At 70.2% G+C, this 13,688-nt stretch carries 13 protein-coding genes; 5 read left to right on the top strand and 8 right to left on the bottom strand.

Annotation, left to right across the window (positions count from 1 at the left end):
* Position 1 precedes the first annotated feature (1 nt).
* A complete protein-coding gene (locus tag OG522_RS09790) occupies positions 2–931 on the bottom strand; it encodes an LLM class F420-dependent oxidoreductase (protein ID WP_329462562.1) in 930 nt (309 codons plus the stop codon).
* Between the two features lie 249 nt (positions 932–1,180).
* Between OG522_RS09790 and OG522_RS09795 the strand changes: the two genes are divergently transcribed.
* A complete protein-coding gene (locus OG522_RS09795; RefSeq protein WP_329467890.1) occupies positions 1,181–1,468 on the top strand; it encodes a hypothetical protein in 288 nt (95 codons plus the stop codon).
* Between the two features lie 89 nt (positions 1,469–1,557).
* On the opposite strand, the gene OG522_RS09800 is transcribed toward OG522_RS09795, so the two are convergent.
* The 5 genes from OG522_RS09800 to OG522_RS09820 form a co-directional block, all read right to left on the bottom strand.
* Positions 1,558–2,058 (bottom strand): DUF6099 family protein, encoded by a 501-nt coding sequence (locus tag OG522_RS09800; RefSeq protein WP_329462563.1) that lies wholly within the window; start codon positions 2,056–2,058, stop codon positions 1,558–1,560.
* A 125-nt stretch (positions 2,059–2,183) separates the two neighbouring features.
* Complete coding sequence (locus tag OG522_RS09805; protein ID WP_329462564.1) at positions 2,184–2,564, bottom strand: nucleotide pyrophosphohydrolase; 381 nt, start codon at positions 2,562–2,564, stop codon at positions 2,184–2,186.
* On the bottom strand, positions 2,561–3,718 hold the full coding sequence (locus OG522_RS09810; RefSeq protein WP_329462565.1) for an AAA family ATPase: 1,158 nt from the start codon (positions 3,716–3,718) through the stop codon (positions 2,561–2,563). Before OG522_RS09810 ends, OG522_RS09805 begins: the two co-directional genes overlap by 4 nt.
* Positions 3,719–3,863: 145 nt before the next feature.
* On the bottom strand, positions 3,864–4,253 hold the full coding sequence (locus OG522_RS09815) for a cell division protein SepF (RefSeq protein WP_329462566.1): 390 nt from the start codon (positions 4,251–4,253) through the stop codon (positions 3,864–3,866).
* Between the two features lie 262 nt (positions 4,254–4,515).
* Positions 4,516–5,106, bottom strand: a complete 591-nt coding sequence (locus OG522_RS09820; RefSeq protein ID WP_329462567.1) for a cysteine hydrolase family protein — start codon at positions 5,104–5,106, stop codon at positions 4,516–4,518.
* Positions 5,107–5,299: 193 nt separating this feature from the next.
* Between OG522_RS09820 and OG522_RS09825 the strand changes: the two genes are divergently transcribed.
* Positions 5,300–6,295: a GlxA family transcriptional regulator gene (locus OG522_RS09825; RefSeq protein ID WP_329462568.1), complete on the top strand. Its 996-nt coding sequence runs from the start codon at positions 5,300–5,302 to the stop codon at positions 6,293–6,295.
* 38 nt (positions 6,296–6,333) lie between these two features.
* Here OG522_RS09825 and OG522_RS09830 read toward each other — a convergent pair whose 3' ends face one another.
* Positions 6,334–6,744: a Fur family transcriptional regulator gene (locus OG522_RS09830; RefSeq protein ID WP_329462569.1), complete on the bottom strand. Its 411-nt coding sequence runs from the start codon at positions 6,742–6,744 to the stop codon at positions 6,334–6,336.
* A 552-nt stretch (positions 6,745–7,296) separates the two neighbouring features.
* On the opposite strand from OG522_RS09830, the gene katG reads away from it, so the two are divergent.
* Complete coding sequence (gene katG / locus OG522_RS09835; RefSeq protein WP_329462570.1) at positions 7,297–9,525, top strand: catalase/peroxidase HPI; 2,229 nt, start codon at positions 7,297–7,299, stop codon at positions 9,523–9,525.
* Between the two features lie 338 nt (positions 9,526–9,863).
* On the opposite strand, the gene OG522_RS09840 is transcribed toward katG, so the two are convergent.
* Complete coding sequence (locus tag OG522_RS09840) at positions 9,864–10,553, bottom strand: FadR/GntR family transcriptional regulator (RefSeq protein ID WP_329462571.1); 690 nt, start codon at positions 10,551–10,553, stop codon at positions 9,864–9,866.
* Between the two features lie 189 nt (positions 10,554–10,742).
* On the opposite strand from OG522_RS09840, the gene leuA reads away from it, so the two are divergent.
* Both leuA and OG522_RS09850 read left to right on the top strand, forming a co-directional pair.
* Positions 10,743–12,539 (top strand): 2-isopropylmalate synthase, encoded by a 1,797-nt coding sequence (leuA, locus tag OG522_RS09845; RefSeq protein WP_329462572.1) that lies wholly within the window; start codon positions 10,743–10,745, stop codon positions 12,537–12,539.
* The gene (locus OG522_RS09850) at positions 12,536–13,354 is read left to right on the top strand and encodes an ABC transporter ATP-binding protein (RefSeq protein ID WP_329462573.1); all 819 of its coding nucleotides are present in this window, start codon (positions 12,536–12,538) and stop codon (positions 13,352–13,354) included. Before leuA ends, OG522_RS09850 begins: the two co-directional genes overlap by 4 nt.
* Positions 13,355–13,688 lie beyond the last annotated feature (334 nt).

Here is a 13,688-nt window from a genome sequence, read left to right on the forward strand (position 1 = left end):
GTCAGGCGCCGTTCAGTTGCGACAGCACCTGCGAGGAGATCAGTTCCAGGTGGTCGAGGTCGTTCAGGTCGAGCAGTTGGAGATAGACCCGCGAGGATCCGATCGCCTCGTACTCGCCGATCTTCTCGACGACCTCGTCGGGCGAGCCTGCGAGTCCGTTGGCCTTGAGTTCCTCCACCTCCCGTCCGATGGCGGCGGCCCTGCGTGCCACCTCGGCGTCGTTCTTGCCCACACAGACCACCAGTGCGTTGGAGTACACGAGGTCGTCCGCCTTGCGTCCGGCGGCTTCGGCGGCCGCCTTCACCCTGGTGAACTGCCGCTCGCTGTCCTCGATGGAGGCGAACGGGATGTTGAATTCGTCGGCGTACCGCGCCGCCAGCCTCGGCGTGCGGGTTGCGCCGTGGCCGCCGATCAGGACGGGCACCTTGGTCTGGGCGGGCTTGGGCAGCGCCGGCGAGTCGCTGAGCTGGTAGTAGGTGCCGTGGTGGTCGAAGGTGCGGCCCACTTCGGTGGCCCACAGTCCGGTGATGATGGCCAGCTGCTCCTCCAGCCGGGCGAACTTCTCCTTGGGGAAGGGGATGCCGTACGCCTTGTGCTCGTCTTCGAACCAGCCTGCCCCCAGGCCGAGTTCGACCCGGCCGCCCGACATCTGGTCGACCTGGGCGACCTGGATGGCGAGCACGCCCGGCAGCCGGAAGGTGCCCGCCGTCATCAGGGTGCCGAGCCGGATCCGCTTGGTCTCGCGGGCGAGTCCGGCCAGGGTGATCCACGCGTCGGTGGGCCCGGGGAGCCCGTCGCCGGATCCCATGCTCAGGTAGTGGTCCGAGCGGAAGAAGGCGTCGAAGCCGAGGTCTTCAGTGGCCTTGGCGACGGTCAGGAGGGTGTCGTAGCCGGCGCCCTGCTGGGGTTCGGTGAAGATTCGAAGATCCATGCCTCCATCCTGCACCGTGGGGCCACCGTCAACCCCGTCTGCACCACTCCTCCCACGGATGCCCGGTCGGGTGAATATTCGTCGGCCCGGCGGGGCGCGCCCGGCCTGGCCGGTGACGTCCACGCCGAGTGGTCGTTGGCCCGGGGGGAGCCGGACCGTCCGGCCCGCGTGTCGGCGGCCTTGGCCGGTGCGTCGATCGATTTTCCGCCCTGCCTTGCCTGCGGGAGGGCTTGGGCCGAGGAGGCCGCGATGTCCCAGGAGCCCGAGCCCGAACAGAGCGTGTGGCCGCAGTCGGCGCCCGAGCAGAAGGGTGCGCCGAAGGGGCTGTTGCGGCAGATGGAAGAGCTCATGGCGGCGCTGAACACCGATCTGACGCAGCTCGACACGGATCCGCGGTCCCCCGAGGACCGCACGACGGCCGACGGCGACCCGAGGCAGCCGGTTCCGCCGGTCGAGTCGGCCCAGTCGGGCGAGGCCCAGCAGACGTACGGCCGTGGCGAGTCCGAGCAGGCGGCCGAAGGTGACGTACGCGAGTAGTGCGAGGACCGATGGGCGCGACGGGGGTTGCCGGTTCGTCATCCGGGCTCGTCGCGGGGGCCACGCGTTCGTGCTCCGGCGGGTGCTGTTCATGGCGGTCCTGCCGTCGAGTCGCGGACCATGTCGCTCGGTCTTTGCTGCCTTTCCTGTTCTCGTATCGTGAGGCGGCGCAGCATTCCGCGTACCCGGTCGCTGGACTCGTCGGCGACATCGATGGCTTCCATGCACTGCCAGTAGAGTCCCTCCTCTTCTGTGGCGCAGGCCACGGAGACGAGGGCCATGGCGACATCGCCTAGCAGTCGGCCCAGGGCTGTCAACGCCCCTGCCGGGTCGCTCACTTCGGAGAGCTGGGTGGCGCGGATGCCGCCGATTCGCATGCCGGGGTGGGCGAGGATGGCGCAGCCCCGGCTGCCGGCTTCGCTGAGGCCGCGTGCTTCTCCTCTCAGGTCCGGCGGGCCGGTGGCCGCCAGGTGGCTGCCGATCGCCTGGGCGAGGGCTTGTGCCTGCCAGGCTTCGGCCACGATGTCGAGCGCCGACCGGCTCTGGGTCAGTGCGTGTTGGCCGGCTTTCACGAGCCTTACTGCATCCATCCGATGCCCCCGCTCCTGTGATGGAGTTGCACTTCGCGTCCACTACCTAGCGTGAGCGTGAGTGGCCAGGAAAGCCAGAGGAAATCGGAATTTTGTGCACAGCAAGCTGTTTGTGAATATCTCGGTCACTCAGATGAGTGACTCTCCGTGTTCATAGGGGGGTTGTGGGGGGTCTTCGGCAGTTCCGGGACGGGGAAGCGGAGTTCGTTGCGGTCGATCTTGGCGGCGAGGGCCGCGAGGGCGTCGATGCCGAGTACGTCGCAGAGTTGGAGCAGATAGGCGAGTACGTCGGCGACCTCGTCGGTGACGCGGTGGGCCTGGTCGGGGTCGGTCATCACCCGGCCGGACTGCTCGGGGGTGAGCCACTGGAAGATTTCGAGGAGTTCGGACGCCTCGACGCTGAGGGCGGCGGCGAGGTTCTTGGGGGTGTGGTAAGGCTCCCAGTGGCGGGCGGCGGCGAATGCGGCGAGTCTGCGCTGCAGGGCCGGTACGTCGAGTTGGTTCACGGCTCCAGGTCTACCACCGTCGCTCCGTGGACCTCGTGGGCGCGGGTGCTGTCGCCCACGGCGGCGAGCAGCCGGATGTGGCCGCGGGCGCACATCTCCTGGGCGAGGGTGAGGAGTTCGCGGGTCTGGCCGTGGTCGAGGGCGCGGTCGAGGCCGTCGGCGAGCACGGCGAGGGTCTGCAGGGCCGCGGGTACTTCGGCCACGGTGTCGACGGCGAGGACACCGGGGCCGGTGAGCAGGACGAGGGCGAGGGCGAGGTAGCGGAGTTCGCCTTCGCCGAGGCGGCCGACGGGGGTTCCGTGCCGGGTGCCGCCGCGGGCGAGGACGGCTCGTAACGTACCGTCGGCGAGTTCTTCGGTGGCGAGGCCGGTGACGGGTCCGACGCAGCCGGCGCGGGCCGCGGTGACGAGCAGGCCGTGCCGGATGCCGCATTCGGTGCGGGTGCGCCGGAGGACTTCGGCGAGGTTGTCGCAGCCGCGCCGGAGCCGGCCGCCGGTGTGTCCCTGGCCGGGGACGGCGGGTTCGCGCATCCGCTGGGGCTGGGGGTCGCAGGCGAACACCGAGCGGAGCGCGACGACGACTTGTTCGGCGGCGGCCAGAACGCGCCGTTGTCCTTCTGTCTTGCCGGCGACGCGCAGGGGCAGCAGCGCGGTGCCGAGCAGGTCGTCGGGGAGCGGGGCTCGGGTGACCGGGACCGCGCCCGCGGTGTGCCAGGCGGCCTGGACGGTGGAGCGGCCGGGGTCGCGCAGCGCGGTGCTGAGGAGGGTCTGTCCTTCGCTGGTCAAACGTTCGCCGACGACGCGGAGTTCCGGTTCGGCCTGGACGGCGAGGTCGAGGCGGACGGGTCCGGCGGGGCCGTCGACGGTGCAGCCGATGCGGAATCCGCGGCGTCCTTGGGCGTCGGCTCCCGCGCCTTCGGGTACGCAGCCCGCGGGGTCGCGGAACACCGAGTCGAGTGGGGCGCCCGAGCCGAGTCGGGCGAGGGCTTCGAATGCTTCGAGGATGGTCGTCTTGCCGCTGCCGCTGGGCCCGGTGAGCAGGGTCAGGGGGCCCAGCGGGATGGTCGCGCCGCGGTGTTTCCGGAAGGCCGAGAGCCGCAGTTCGGTGACGGTGGGTCGATCGGGTCGGCCGGCTCGGTCACTGATGGTGGTCATGGCTGGGACGGTACGCAGCCCGAAAACTGACGAACCGTTCCGCCGCGGTGCCCTTCCTACGAATGAGGGACGGCACGGCGCTGCGGGACGGTTCTTGGGGCGTGCGGGCGTTCCAGGGGGTGTGGGGATGGCGGTTCGAGCCGTGTCAGGGGTGCGGGACGGCTGCCGCGGCGATGCCTTCCACTTCGGTGCCGACCGGGGCCAGCAGGAAGACGTTGCGGTCGACGCGGTGCATTCCGCTGCCGAGGCCGAAGACGACGCCGGTGCTGAAGTCGAGGATCCGCTTGGCGACTTCGGGGTCGGCGCCGGTCAGGTCGAGGAGTACCGGGATCTGCGCCATGAGGTACTCGGCCACTTCGCGGGCGTCGGCGAAGATCTGTACGCGCAGGACGACGAAGCGCCGCTGTTCGACGGTGGCGTAGTCGCCGGGGATGGTGGTGTGGTCGGCCCGGGAGGGCCATTCGTTGCGGCTGCGCAGCGGAACGACCTGGGCGAGCCCCTCCCACTGTTCGTCGGTGACGTCGTACCTGCTCACCGGACCACCTCACCCATGTGCTGTATCTGCATCCGGCCATGATGACGCCGCTCACCCGTTCAGCCCAACTTCAACACGGCTGTGGGGGTGTCGGCTATGACTCATCTTCGGATGGGGCCCGGTGTGCTGACACATGTGGACCGGCCCTGCGTGTCCGTGTGCGTAGGGGTGGCAGGGCTCCATGTGCCGGTCATACGGCTCCCTGCGCGCTCCCCCGGGGCACCGTGTGGGCTGCCCATGTGGCCGGGATTTTGACCGGCGCTCAGCTCAGGGACTTGTGCGACGGTACGACGACGCCGTAGAGGTCGGCGATCGTGGCGAGGGCGCTGTCGTGGATCTGTGCGGCGGCGAGTTCGGTGTCCAGCGACCGCAGGGGGCGGGTCGCGCAGGCGTCGGCGACCACGGTGGGCCGGTTTCCCCGCAGGAACGCGCCTTCCGTGGTGAACAGCACGCACATGTGGGTCATGAACCCCACGACTATGACGTTCTGGTGTCCCGCGGCGTCGACGTGCTGTCCGAGGTCGGTGTCGACGAAGGCGTTCGGGGCCTGCTTGACGACGACGGGCTCGCCCTCGACGGGCGCCACGCTCGGGTGGATCCGGCCGATCTCGGCCCGGATGTCGTACGGGGTGCCGACGCCGCCGTCGTTGATGACGTGGACGACCTTCGCGCCGGCCTCCCGGGCCCTGCCCAGCAGCGCGGCGGCGGAGTCGAGTGCGGTCTGCCAGCCTTCCAGTTCCATCACGCCGCCGACGTAGGTGTTCTGGTAGTCGACCAGGATCAGCGTCGCGTCGGCGAGCGACGCGGGCGTCTCGTCGAGGCCGCTGAGTTCGCGCAGGGTGGTCGTAGCCATGGGAGTACCGCCTAAGGGTTGGAGAGCGGGCTTTGCGCGGCTCACCTTCGGGGTGGGCCGCCTTGTGAAAGCTATGGCCCGCCAGAGCGTGTCGGCAATGTCGTCTAACATGCAGATCCGGACATGGCGGCCGGGCGCCCCGGCCGGACTTCGCTCGGGCCCACCGAGCCCGTGCCATCGTGGGGGAGACGCCATGAGCACCGTCGAACGACTCGTCGTGATCGTCCTCTTCGACCGCGTGGACCTGCTCGATGTCACCGGGCCACCCGAGGTGTTCTCGCTCCTGCGGCACGAGATCGGCGACACGGCGGCGGCCTACCGGGTCGTCCTCGCGGCCGAGACCATGGACCCCGTCACCACCTCCGCCGGCGTGCGCATCCTCCCCGACACCACCTTCCACGAGGTGTCCGCCCAGTGCATCGACACGCTCCTGGTACCCGGGGCGGTGGAGGCCGACGGTCACGGGCGCGTGCGCGCCCTGGCCGATCCCGCCGTGGTCGACCGGGTGAAGACGCTCGCCGCCAGGACGCGCCGCATCACCTCCGTCTGTGTCGGAGCGCACATCCTCGCCGCCGCCGGGCTGTTGGACGGCAAGCGCGCCACCACCCACTGGTCGACCGCGCGGCAGCTCGCCGAGGATCACCCCGAGGTCGAGGTCGACGCGGACCCGATCTTCATCCGCTCGGGCGAGGTGTGGACCGGGGCCGGCATCAGTGCGTGCCTGGATCTGTCACTGGCCCTCGTCGCCGAGGACTTCGGCGAGAGCGTCGCGCTGCGCGTCGCCCGGCAGCTCGTGATGTACGTGAAACGGCCGAGCGGCCAGAGTCAGTTCAGTGTTCCCCTGGAACCCGTGTCCATGACACGGCGCACCGAAGACCTAAGGCACCACATCCTGCGCACCATCGGCGATCAGCTCACCGTCGCCGACCTCGCCGCGTACGCCCATGTCGGCGAGCGGCAGCTCACCCGGATCTTCAAGGCCGAACTCGGCATGACGCCGGCCGCGTACATCGAGTCGGTCCGCGTCGAACTGGCCCGCAACCAGCTCGAATCCACCGACGCCACCCTTGAACGCATCGTGTCCACCTGCGGGTTCGGCACGACCGACACCCTTATCCGGGCGTTTCGCCGCAAGCTCGACACGACGCCCACGGAGTACCGGCGCCGGTTCAGGGCGGGCCCCGGCTGACATCGTGCGGGCCGCGGACCGCGACCCGTCGCCGTCGGCTAGGCGCAGGAGGGGCACAGCCCGCGGTAGGTGATCTCGACTGCGGACAGGGTGAAGCCGAACCGGGCCTCCGCCGGGAGGCCGGCCAGTGGATCTCCGGTCGGGTGGACGTCGCGGATGGTGCCACAGGCGGAGCACACCAGGTGCTGGTGCGGGTGATGGGCATTGGGGTCGTAGCGCTTGGCGCGGCCTTGGGTGGAGAGCTCCATGACCTCGCCGAGCGAGACCAGCTCGCCCAGGGTGTTGTAGACGGTCGCCCTGGAGATCTCGGGCAGCCGCCGCGCCGCGCGCACGTGCACCTCGTCGGCCGTCAGATGCGTGTGGTCGCCGTCCAGGACCTCCGCGACCACGCGCCGCTGGGACGTCATCCGCCAGCCACGCCCGCGCAGCCGCTTGAGCAGGTCACTCATATCGGTTCACCTGTTCAGGTCCGGTGGACACGCGCAGCGCCGATGGGCATGGCGGTCCGATGGGATATGGGTTTGGCGTACTTCTTGACTTGGATTGTGTCCATCATAGGATCGATGCCGCCGACAGCCTAGACACAGCAGGACTCCAACACACCAGGAGACGGGGACGTCATGGGTGATCGCCGCCGCAAGGACGCGGGGGGCCGGCCCGCGGATGCCGGTCGCCGGCGCCGCGCCGCCGGGGACCGCCCGATCCGGCGACCGCCTCGCCACGGCCGCGATCGCTTCCGGGGCGTGTGATCGCGTGGGCCGTATTCTCCTTCCACGTCGTACGTGCGGCCCGCTGTCTGCCCACCCCCTCGTGTGCGGGTCGTGCCGCGTCGCGGCCGATGTCGACTGCCCGTCCGGGCGCGGCTCCCGACCGGCCGCGTCCGCCGGCCGCTGCTTCGCTGTCACCGAGGCCGGGGCCGTCCCCCCGGGGCCCGCGCCCCGGTCGTTTTCACCGCCCGCAGTTCCTGAGCACCGTGATCCACCGAGTCAAGAAGGATTGCCATGTCCGAGAACCCCGATGCAATCGTCACCGACGCCAAGACGGAGGGCACAGGTGGCTGCCCGGTCGCGCACGAGCGCGCCCCGCATCCGACGCAGGGCGGCGGAAACCGCCAGTGGTGGCCGGAGCGGCTCAATCTGAAGATCCTCGCCAAGAACCCCGCGGTGGCCAATCCGCTCGGCGAGGAGTTCGACTACGCCGAGGCGTTCAAGGCCCTCGACCTCCCGGCGGTGAAGCGGGACATCGCGGAGCTCCTCACGACGTCGCAGGACTGGTGGCCCGCCGACTTCGGCAACTACGGCCCGCTGATGATCCGCATGGCCTGGCACAGCGCGGGCACCTACCGGATCAGCGACGGCCGCGGCGGCGCGGGGGCCGGCCAGCAGCGCTTCGCTCCCCTCAACAGCTGGCCGGACAACGTGAGCCTCGACAAGGCCCGCCGACTGCTGTGGCCCGTCAAGAAGAAGTACGGCAAGAGCATCTCCTGGGCCGACCTCATGATCCTCACGGGCAACGTCGCCCTGGAGTCGATGGGCTTCAAGACCTTCGGCTTCGGCGGCGGGCGTGCCGATGTGTGGGAGCCCGACGAGGACGTGTACTGGGGTCCCGAGATCAACTGGCTGGACGACAACCGCTACACCGGCGACCGTGAGCTGGAGAACCCGCTCGGCGCGGTCCAGATGGGCCTCATCTACGTCAACCCCGAGGGCCCCAACGGCAACCCGGACCCCATCGCCGCCGCCCGGGACATTCGCGAAACATTCCGCCGGATGGCGATGAACGACGAGGAGACCGTCGCCCTGATCGCGGGCGGCCACACCTTCGGCAAGACGCACGGCGCGGGCCCCTCCGAAGCCGTCGGTGACGACCCCGAGGCCGCCTCGCTGGAGCAGCAGGGCCTGGGCTGGAAGAACAGCCACGGCACCGGTAAGGGCGGTGACACGATCACCAGCGGCCTTGAGGGCATCTGGACGAACACCCCGACCGCCTGGGACAACAGCTTCTTCGAGATCCTCTTCGGCCACGAGTGGGAGCTGTTCAAGAGCCCCGCGGGCGCCCACCAGTGGCGGCCGAAGGACGGCGCCGGGGCGGGCACCGTACCGGACGCGCACGACCCGTCGAAGAGCCACGCTCCGACGATGCTGACGACCGACCTCTCGCTGCGGTTCGACCCGGCGTACGAGCAGATCTCGCGGCGCTTCCTGGCGGACCCCGAGGCGTTCGCGGACGCGTTCGCCCGCGCCTGGTTCAAGCTGACCCACCGCGACATGGGCCCGGTCGTGCGCTACCTCGGCCCGGAGGTCCCGGCCGAGGAACTGCTGTGGCAGGACCCGCTGCCCGCGCGGACGTACGACCTCATCGACGCCGGGGACATCGCCTCCCTCAAGGAGCAGGTCCTGGCCTCGGGCCTGACGGTGTCCCAGCTGGTGTCCACCGCGTGGGCCTCGGCGTCGTCCTTCCGCGGCAGCGACAAGCGCGGCGGAGCCAACGGCGCGCGCATCCGCCTCCAGCCGCAGAGCGGCTGGGAGGTCAACGAGCCCGACGAGCTGGCGACGGTGCTGCGCACCCTGGAGGGCGTCCGGTCGTCCTTCAACTCCGCCCAGTCCGGCTCCAAGCAGGTGTCGCTGGCCGATCTGATCGTGCTGGCGGGTGCCGCGGGTGTCGAGCAGGCCGCGAAGGACGGCGGCGTCGCCGTCCAGGTCCCCTTCACGCCGGGCCGCGTGGACGCCTCGCAGGAGCAGACGGACGTGGAGTCGTTCGCCGCGCTTGAGCCGACGGCCGACGGGTTCCGCAACTACCTCGGCAAGGGCAACCGACTGCCGGGCGAGTACCTGCTGCTCGACAAGGCGAACCTGCTGACGCTGAGCGCCCCCGAACTGACGGTCCTCGTCGGCGGCCTCCGCGTCCTGGGAGCGAACCACAAGCAGTCGCAGCACGGCGTCTTCACGTCGACCCCCGGCTCGCTCACCAACGACTTCTTCGTCAATCTGCTCGACCTCGGTACGACGTGGAAGGCGACGTCCGCGGACGAGAACACGTTCGAGGGCCGCGACGCGTCGGGCGAGGTCAAGTGGACCGGCACCCGCGCCGACCTGGTCTTCGGCTCCAACTCGGAGCTGCGCGCCGTCGCGGAGGTCTACGCGAGTGACGACGCGAAGGAGAAGTTCGTGAAGGACTTCGTCGCGGCGTGGAACAAGGTGATGAACCTGGACCGGTTCGACCTGGCCTGACCGTGACACCCCGGGCCGACCCCTGGGTCGGCCCGGGTCCCCAGTCAGCGGGTCCGCGCCGCGGAGCACCAAGGCGCAGCGGGGGCACCACCACCACCGCACCGGCGTGCAGGCGTGCAGGCAGCGACGTACGCGATGAGGAAACCGGGGGCTTGCTTCGCGCGGCGACCCCGGAGCGGGGAAGCGATCCGCCGGGCCGCCAAATGCCTTTCTGCATACGTCAGTTGACGTTCCGAGCCCGGGTCGGCCGGTTCGACGTGCGCGACCGGGTGGGGATGTGCGGCGCAACATCGGACACGACGTCAGACACGACGTGGGACACGGGGTCGGACACGGCGTCAGATCGCGTGGAGGCGTTCGAGGGTCTGCTTCAGCTCTTCGCGCAAGGTGTGTCCGGCGGATTCGGCGTCCGAGCGGGCGATGGCCGCCACGAGCAGGGCGTGGCCGTCGTCGCCGTGGTTCGGGTCCCCGGAGCGCAGGTCGAGCAGCTCCACCAGGTCGATCAGCCCCTGCCGCAGTACGGGCACGAACTCGGCGAACAGGCCGGTGAGTACGGGGTTGTGTGCTGCGGCGACCACGGCCGCGTGCAGGGCGATGTCGGCATCGACGAACTCGGCGTCGCCCGCCTCCGCTGCGTCGCGGCGCTTGGCCAGCGCCTCGTTCAGGGCGACGAGGTCGTCGTCGGTGCGGCGCTGCGCGGCCATCTGCGCGGCTTCGACCTCGATGAGCATGCGGACTTCGTACACGTCGGTGACGGCCGCGCGCCGCAGGTGGGTGGACCAGTCCTCCTGGGGCTTGGTGGCGATGACGAAGACCCCGGCACCCTGGCGCGCCTGCACGAGGCCAGCGCCGGCCAGTGCGCGCAGGGCCTCGCGTACGGTCGAGCGCCCAACGCCGAGCGTCTGGGCGAGTGAGTTCTCACCGGGGAGTTTCGTTCCGACGCTCCACTCGCCCTGGATGATCTGCTCGCGCAGTCGCTCAGTGGCCTGCTCAACCAAGGGAGTTGGCCGCAGTGCGCCCAGTGGCATCCGACGTTCACCTTCACTTTCACTTCTCAGGTTGTCTGAGGTGTTGGGTTTTGGTTACGGTACCCGACATGTCGCTGTGCGAGCTCCTTCTTCTCGGTTGCCGCTGCGGGGCCTGATCTGACCGGCACCCCGCAGCGGGTGTCGAGACGCGCCGGTCACCAGATGGCTGACTGAAAGTGATTCCGTCTCATGGCTTCACCGCAGATACAGGCTTTCCCCACGCTGCGCACCCCGTGCGGACCCGTTCCCGCGGACGCGCCGGCGTGGAACCCGCAGCGGCCGAGCGCGATGCCGCACGAGCGGTACCGGCCCGCGCACGACCGGGTCGCGCTGCCGCTGGAGGAGCGGACCTGGCCGTCGCGCCGGCTGGAGCGGGCCCCGCTGTGGGTGCCCGTCGATCTGCGCGACGGCAACCAGGCGCTGGCCGAACCCATGGACACCGAGCGCAAGCGCCGGATGTTCGACCTGATGGTCACGATGGGCTACAAGGAGATCGAGGTCGGCTACCCCTCCGCCAGCCGGACCGACTTCGACTTCGTACGCCACCTGGCCAGCAGCGGCGCCGTACCCGAGGACGTGACCGTCTCCGTCTTCACGGCGGCCCGCAACGACCTGATCGACCGCACCATCGCCTCCATCGAGGGGCTCCCCCGCGCCGTCGTGCACCTCTACACCGCCACCGCGCCGACCTGGCGCGACGTGGTCCTGGGCCGCTCCCGCACCGAGCTCCACGCGATGATCCTGGATGCCGCCGGCCATCTGATGCGGCGCGCCGAGGCGCAGCCGGGTGCCGACATCCGGTTCGAGTTCTCCCCCGAGGTCTTCAACCTCACCGAACCGGACTTCGTCCTGGAGGTCTGCAACAGCGTCACCGAGCTGTGGGACGCCTCCCCGGACCGGCCGGTGATCCACAACCTCCCGGCCACGGTGGAGATCGCCACCCCCAACGTGTACGCGGACCAGATCGAGTACATGGACCGCCATCTGGCGCGGCGCGACTCCGTGATCCTCTCCGTGCACCCCCACAACGACCGCGGCACAGGCGTCGCCTGTGCCGAACTCGCCGTGCTGGCAGGGGCGCAGCGGGTGGAGGGCTGCCTGTTCGGCAACGGCGAGCGGACCGGCAACGTCGACCTGGTCACGCTGGCGCTGAACCTGTACGCACAGGGCGTGAACCCCATGGTCGACTTCTCCGACATCGACGCCGTGCGCGAGGTGGTGGAGCACTGCAACCGGCTGCCCGTCCACCCGCGCCACCCCTATGTCGGCGAGCTCGTCCACACCGCCTTCTCCGGGACCCACCAGGACGCCATCTCCAAGGGCATGGCCCACCACGCCAAGCGAGCCGCGGAGCAGGGCATCGCCCCCGATGAGGCGCCCTGGGAGGTTCCGTACCTGCCGATCGACCCGGGCGACATAGGGCGTACGTACGAGGAGGTCATCCGCATCAACTCCCAGTCCGGCAAGGGCGGCATCGCCCATCTGCTCCACACCCACCACGGTCTGGACCTGCCCAAGGCGATGCGTCCGGACTTCTCGGGCGCGGTGCAGCGGGCCACCGACGCAAGCGGACAGGAGCTCTCGCACAAGGACCTGTGGGACCTGTTCCACGCGCGCTACATCAGCCCGGCCGAGAACGGTCCGGTCACCCTGAGCTCATGGAGCACCGCCCAAACCGGGCCCGGCGAACACCGGTTCAGCTGCGTCCTGAGCGCGGACGGCCAAGAACGCCCCTACCAGGGCACCGGCAACGGGCCGCTGTCCGCCCTGACCCAGGCCCTCGGTAGCGCCGGCATCACCGTCGACATCCTCAATTACGCCGAGCACGCCACCAGTGTGGGGCCCGGCAGCCCTGCCGCGGCGTACGCCGAGTGCCGGGTGGACGGGACCACGTGCTGGGGCGCCGGGTGGGACACCTCCATCCTCGCCGCGTCGGTGCAGGCCGTGCTCGCCGCCGTCAACCGGGCCGGGCAGGCCGGACGGTGACCGACTCCCGCGCCTCCGCCGCTCCCCCCGTCCTGCGCGTGGACGGTGTCGATCTGGTCCGCGACGGCAATCGGATCCTCCACGACGTGTCCCTGACGGTACGGCCCGGCGAGCACTGGGCGTTGCTCGGTGCCAACGGCGCCGGCAAGAGCACCCTGCTCGGCCTCCTGGGCGCGCTCACCCACCCGACCCGGGGCACGGTCGAAGTCCTGGGCCACCGGCTGGGCCGGGTCGACATGCGCCAACTCCGGTCGTACGTCGGTCATGTGGACCCGCGCCACGGACTGCGCACACCCCTGCGGGTCCGGGACGTCGTACTGACCGGACTGACCAACACCGTCGAACGCGTGCCCCGCTGGAACCCGACGCCCGAGCAGACCGCCCAGGCCGAGCGCCTCATCGACCTGCTCGGGCTGGGCGAACGGCACGCCGCGCGCTGGCCCACCCTGTCCCAGGGCGAGCGGGGCAGGACCCTGATCGCCCGCGCGCTCATGCCAAGTCCGCGGCTGCTGTTGCTGGATGAGCCCGCGACGGGCCTGGACGTCGCGGGACGGGAACAGCTCATCGAACGGATCGACACACTCCAGCAAACCCACCCCGAGCTGTCGTCGGTGCTGGTCACCCACCACTTGGAGGAGCTCCCTCCCGGCACGACGCACGCCATGCTGCTGCGGGACGGCCGCTGCCTGGCCTCCGGTCCGGTGGCCGAGGCCCTGACCAGCGATCAGCTCAGCAAATGCTTCGACCACCCCATCCACCTCACCCGCACCGACGGCCGCTGGAACGTACGAGCCCGCCGCGCATCCAGGCCATAACCCCGGGGGTTGGCCGTCCGGCCGGTGGTACGCGCTGGGCGCCGTACCACCGGCGGGACGAATAGGGCGTCGGGCGGTCGTGCGGATACGCGGTCACGCAGACAGAACAACGTCTCCTCGACCCGTTGGACGGCAATCCCGCCCGGCAAGGCGGCGCCGAAGCGCCCGGACCGCTTGAGGTGAAGCGGCGCCGGTCTAGGGGGTACCAAGGCCACGCGAGGTCGCGCATCCGGAAAGAGGGTTCGTGAAGCGGGCGTCACACGCGTCGCTTGCGGTCAAGGTATCGCCCGTAACACCCACAACGCACACAATGCACACCTGAAGAGACAGAAGC

The organism is Streptomyces sp. NBC_01431, from assembly GCF_036231355.1.
In the GTDB taxonomy this organism is placed as follows: domain Bacteria; phylum Actinomycetota; class Actinomycetes; order Streptomycetales; family Streptomycetaceae; genus Streptomyces.

Bases quoted from the DNA above. Each gene is read 5' to 3' on its own strand.
- OG522_RS09790 (WP_329462562.1), bottom strand. From the start codon at position 931: ATGGATCTTCGAATCTTCACCGAACCCCAGCAGGGCGCCGGCTACGAC.
- OG522_RS09795 (WP_329467890.1), top strand. From the start codon at position 1,181: ATGTCCCAGGAGCCCGAGCCCGAACAGAGCGTGTGGCCGCAGTCGGCG.
- OG522_RS09800 (WP_329462563.1), bottom strand. From the start codon at position 2,058: ATGGATGCAGTAAGGCTCGTGAAAGCCGGCCAACACGCACTGACCCAG.
- OG522_RS09810 (WP_329462565.1), bottom strand. From the start codon at position 3,718: ATGACCACCATCAGTGACCGAGCCGGCCGACCCGATCGACCCACCGTC.
- OG522_RS09820 (WP_329462567.1), bottom strand. From the start codon at position 5,106: ATGGCTACGACCACCCTGCGCGAACTCAGCGGCCTCGACGAGACGCCC.
- OG522_RS09825 (WP_329462568.1), top strand. From the start codon at position 5,300: ATGAGCACCGTCGAACGACTCGTCGTGATCGTCCTCTTCGACCGCGTG.
- OG522_RS09830 (WP_329462569.1), bottom strand. From the start codon at position 6,744: ATGAGTGACCTGCTCAAGCGGCTGCGCGGGCGTGGCTGGCGGATGACG.
- katG (WP_329462570.1), top strand. From the start codon at position 7,297: ATGTCCGAGAACCCCGATGCAATCGTCACCGACGCCAAGACGGAGGGC.
- OG522_RS09840 (WP_329462571.1), bottom strand. From the start codon at position 10,553: ATGCCACTGGGCGCACTGCGGCCAACTCCCTTGGTTGAGCAGGCCACT.
- leuA (WP_329462572.1), top strand. From the start codon at position 10,743: ATGGCTTCACCGCAGATACAGGCTTTCCCCACGCTGCGCACCCCGTGC.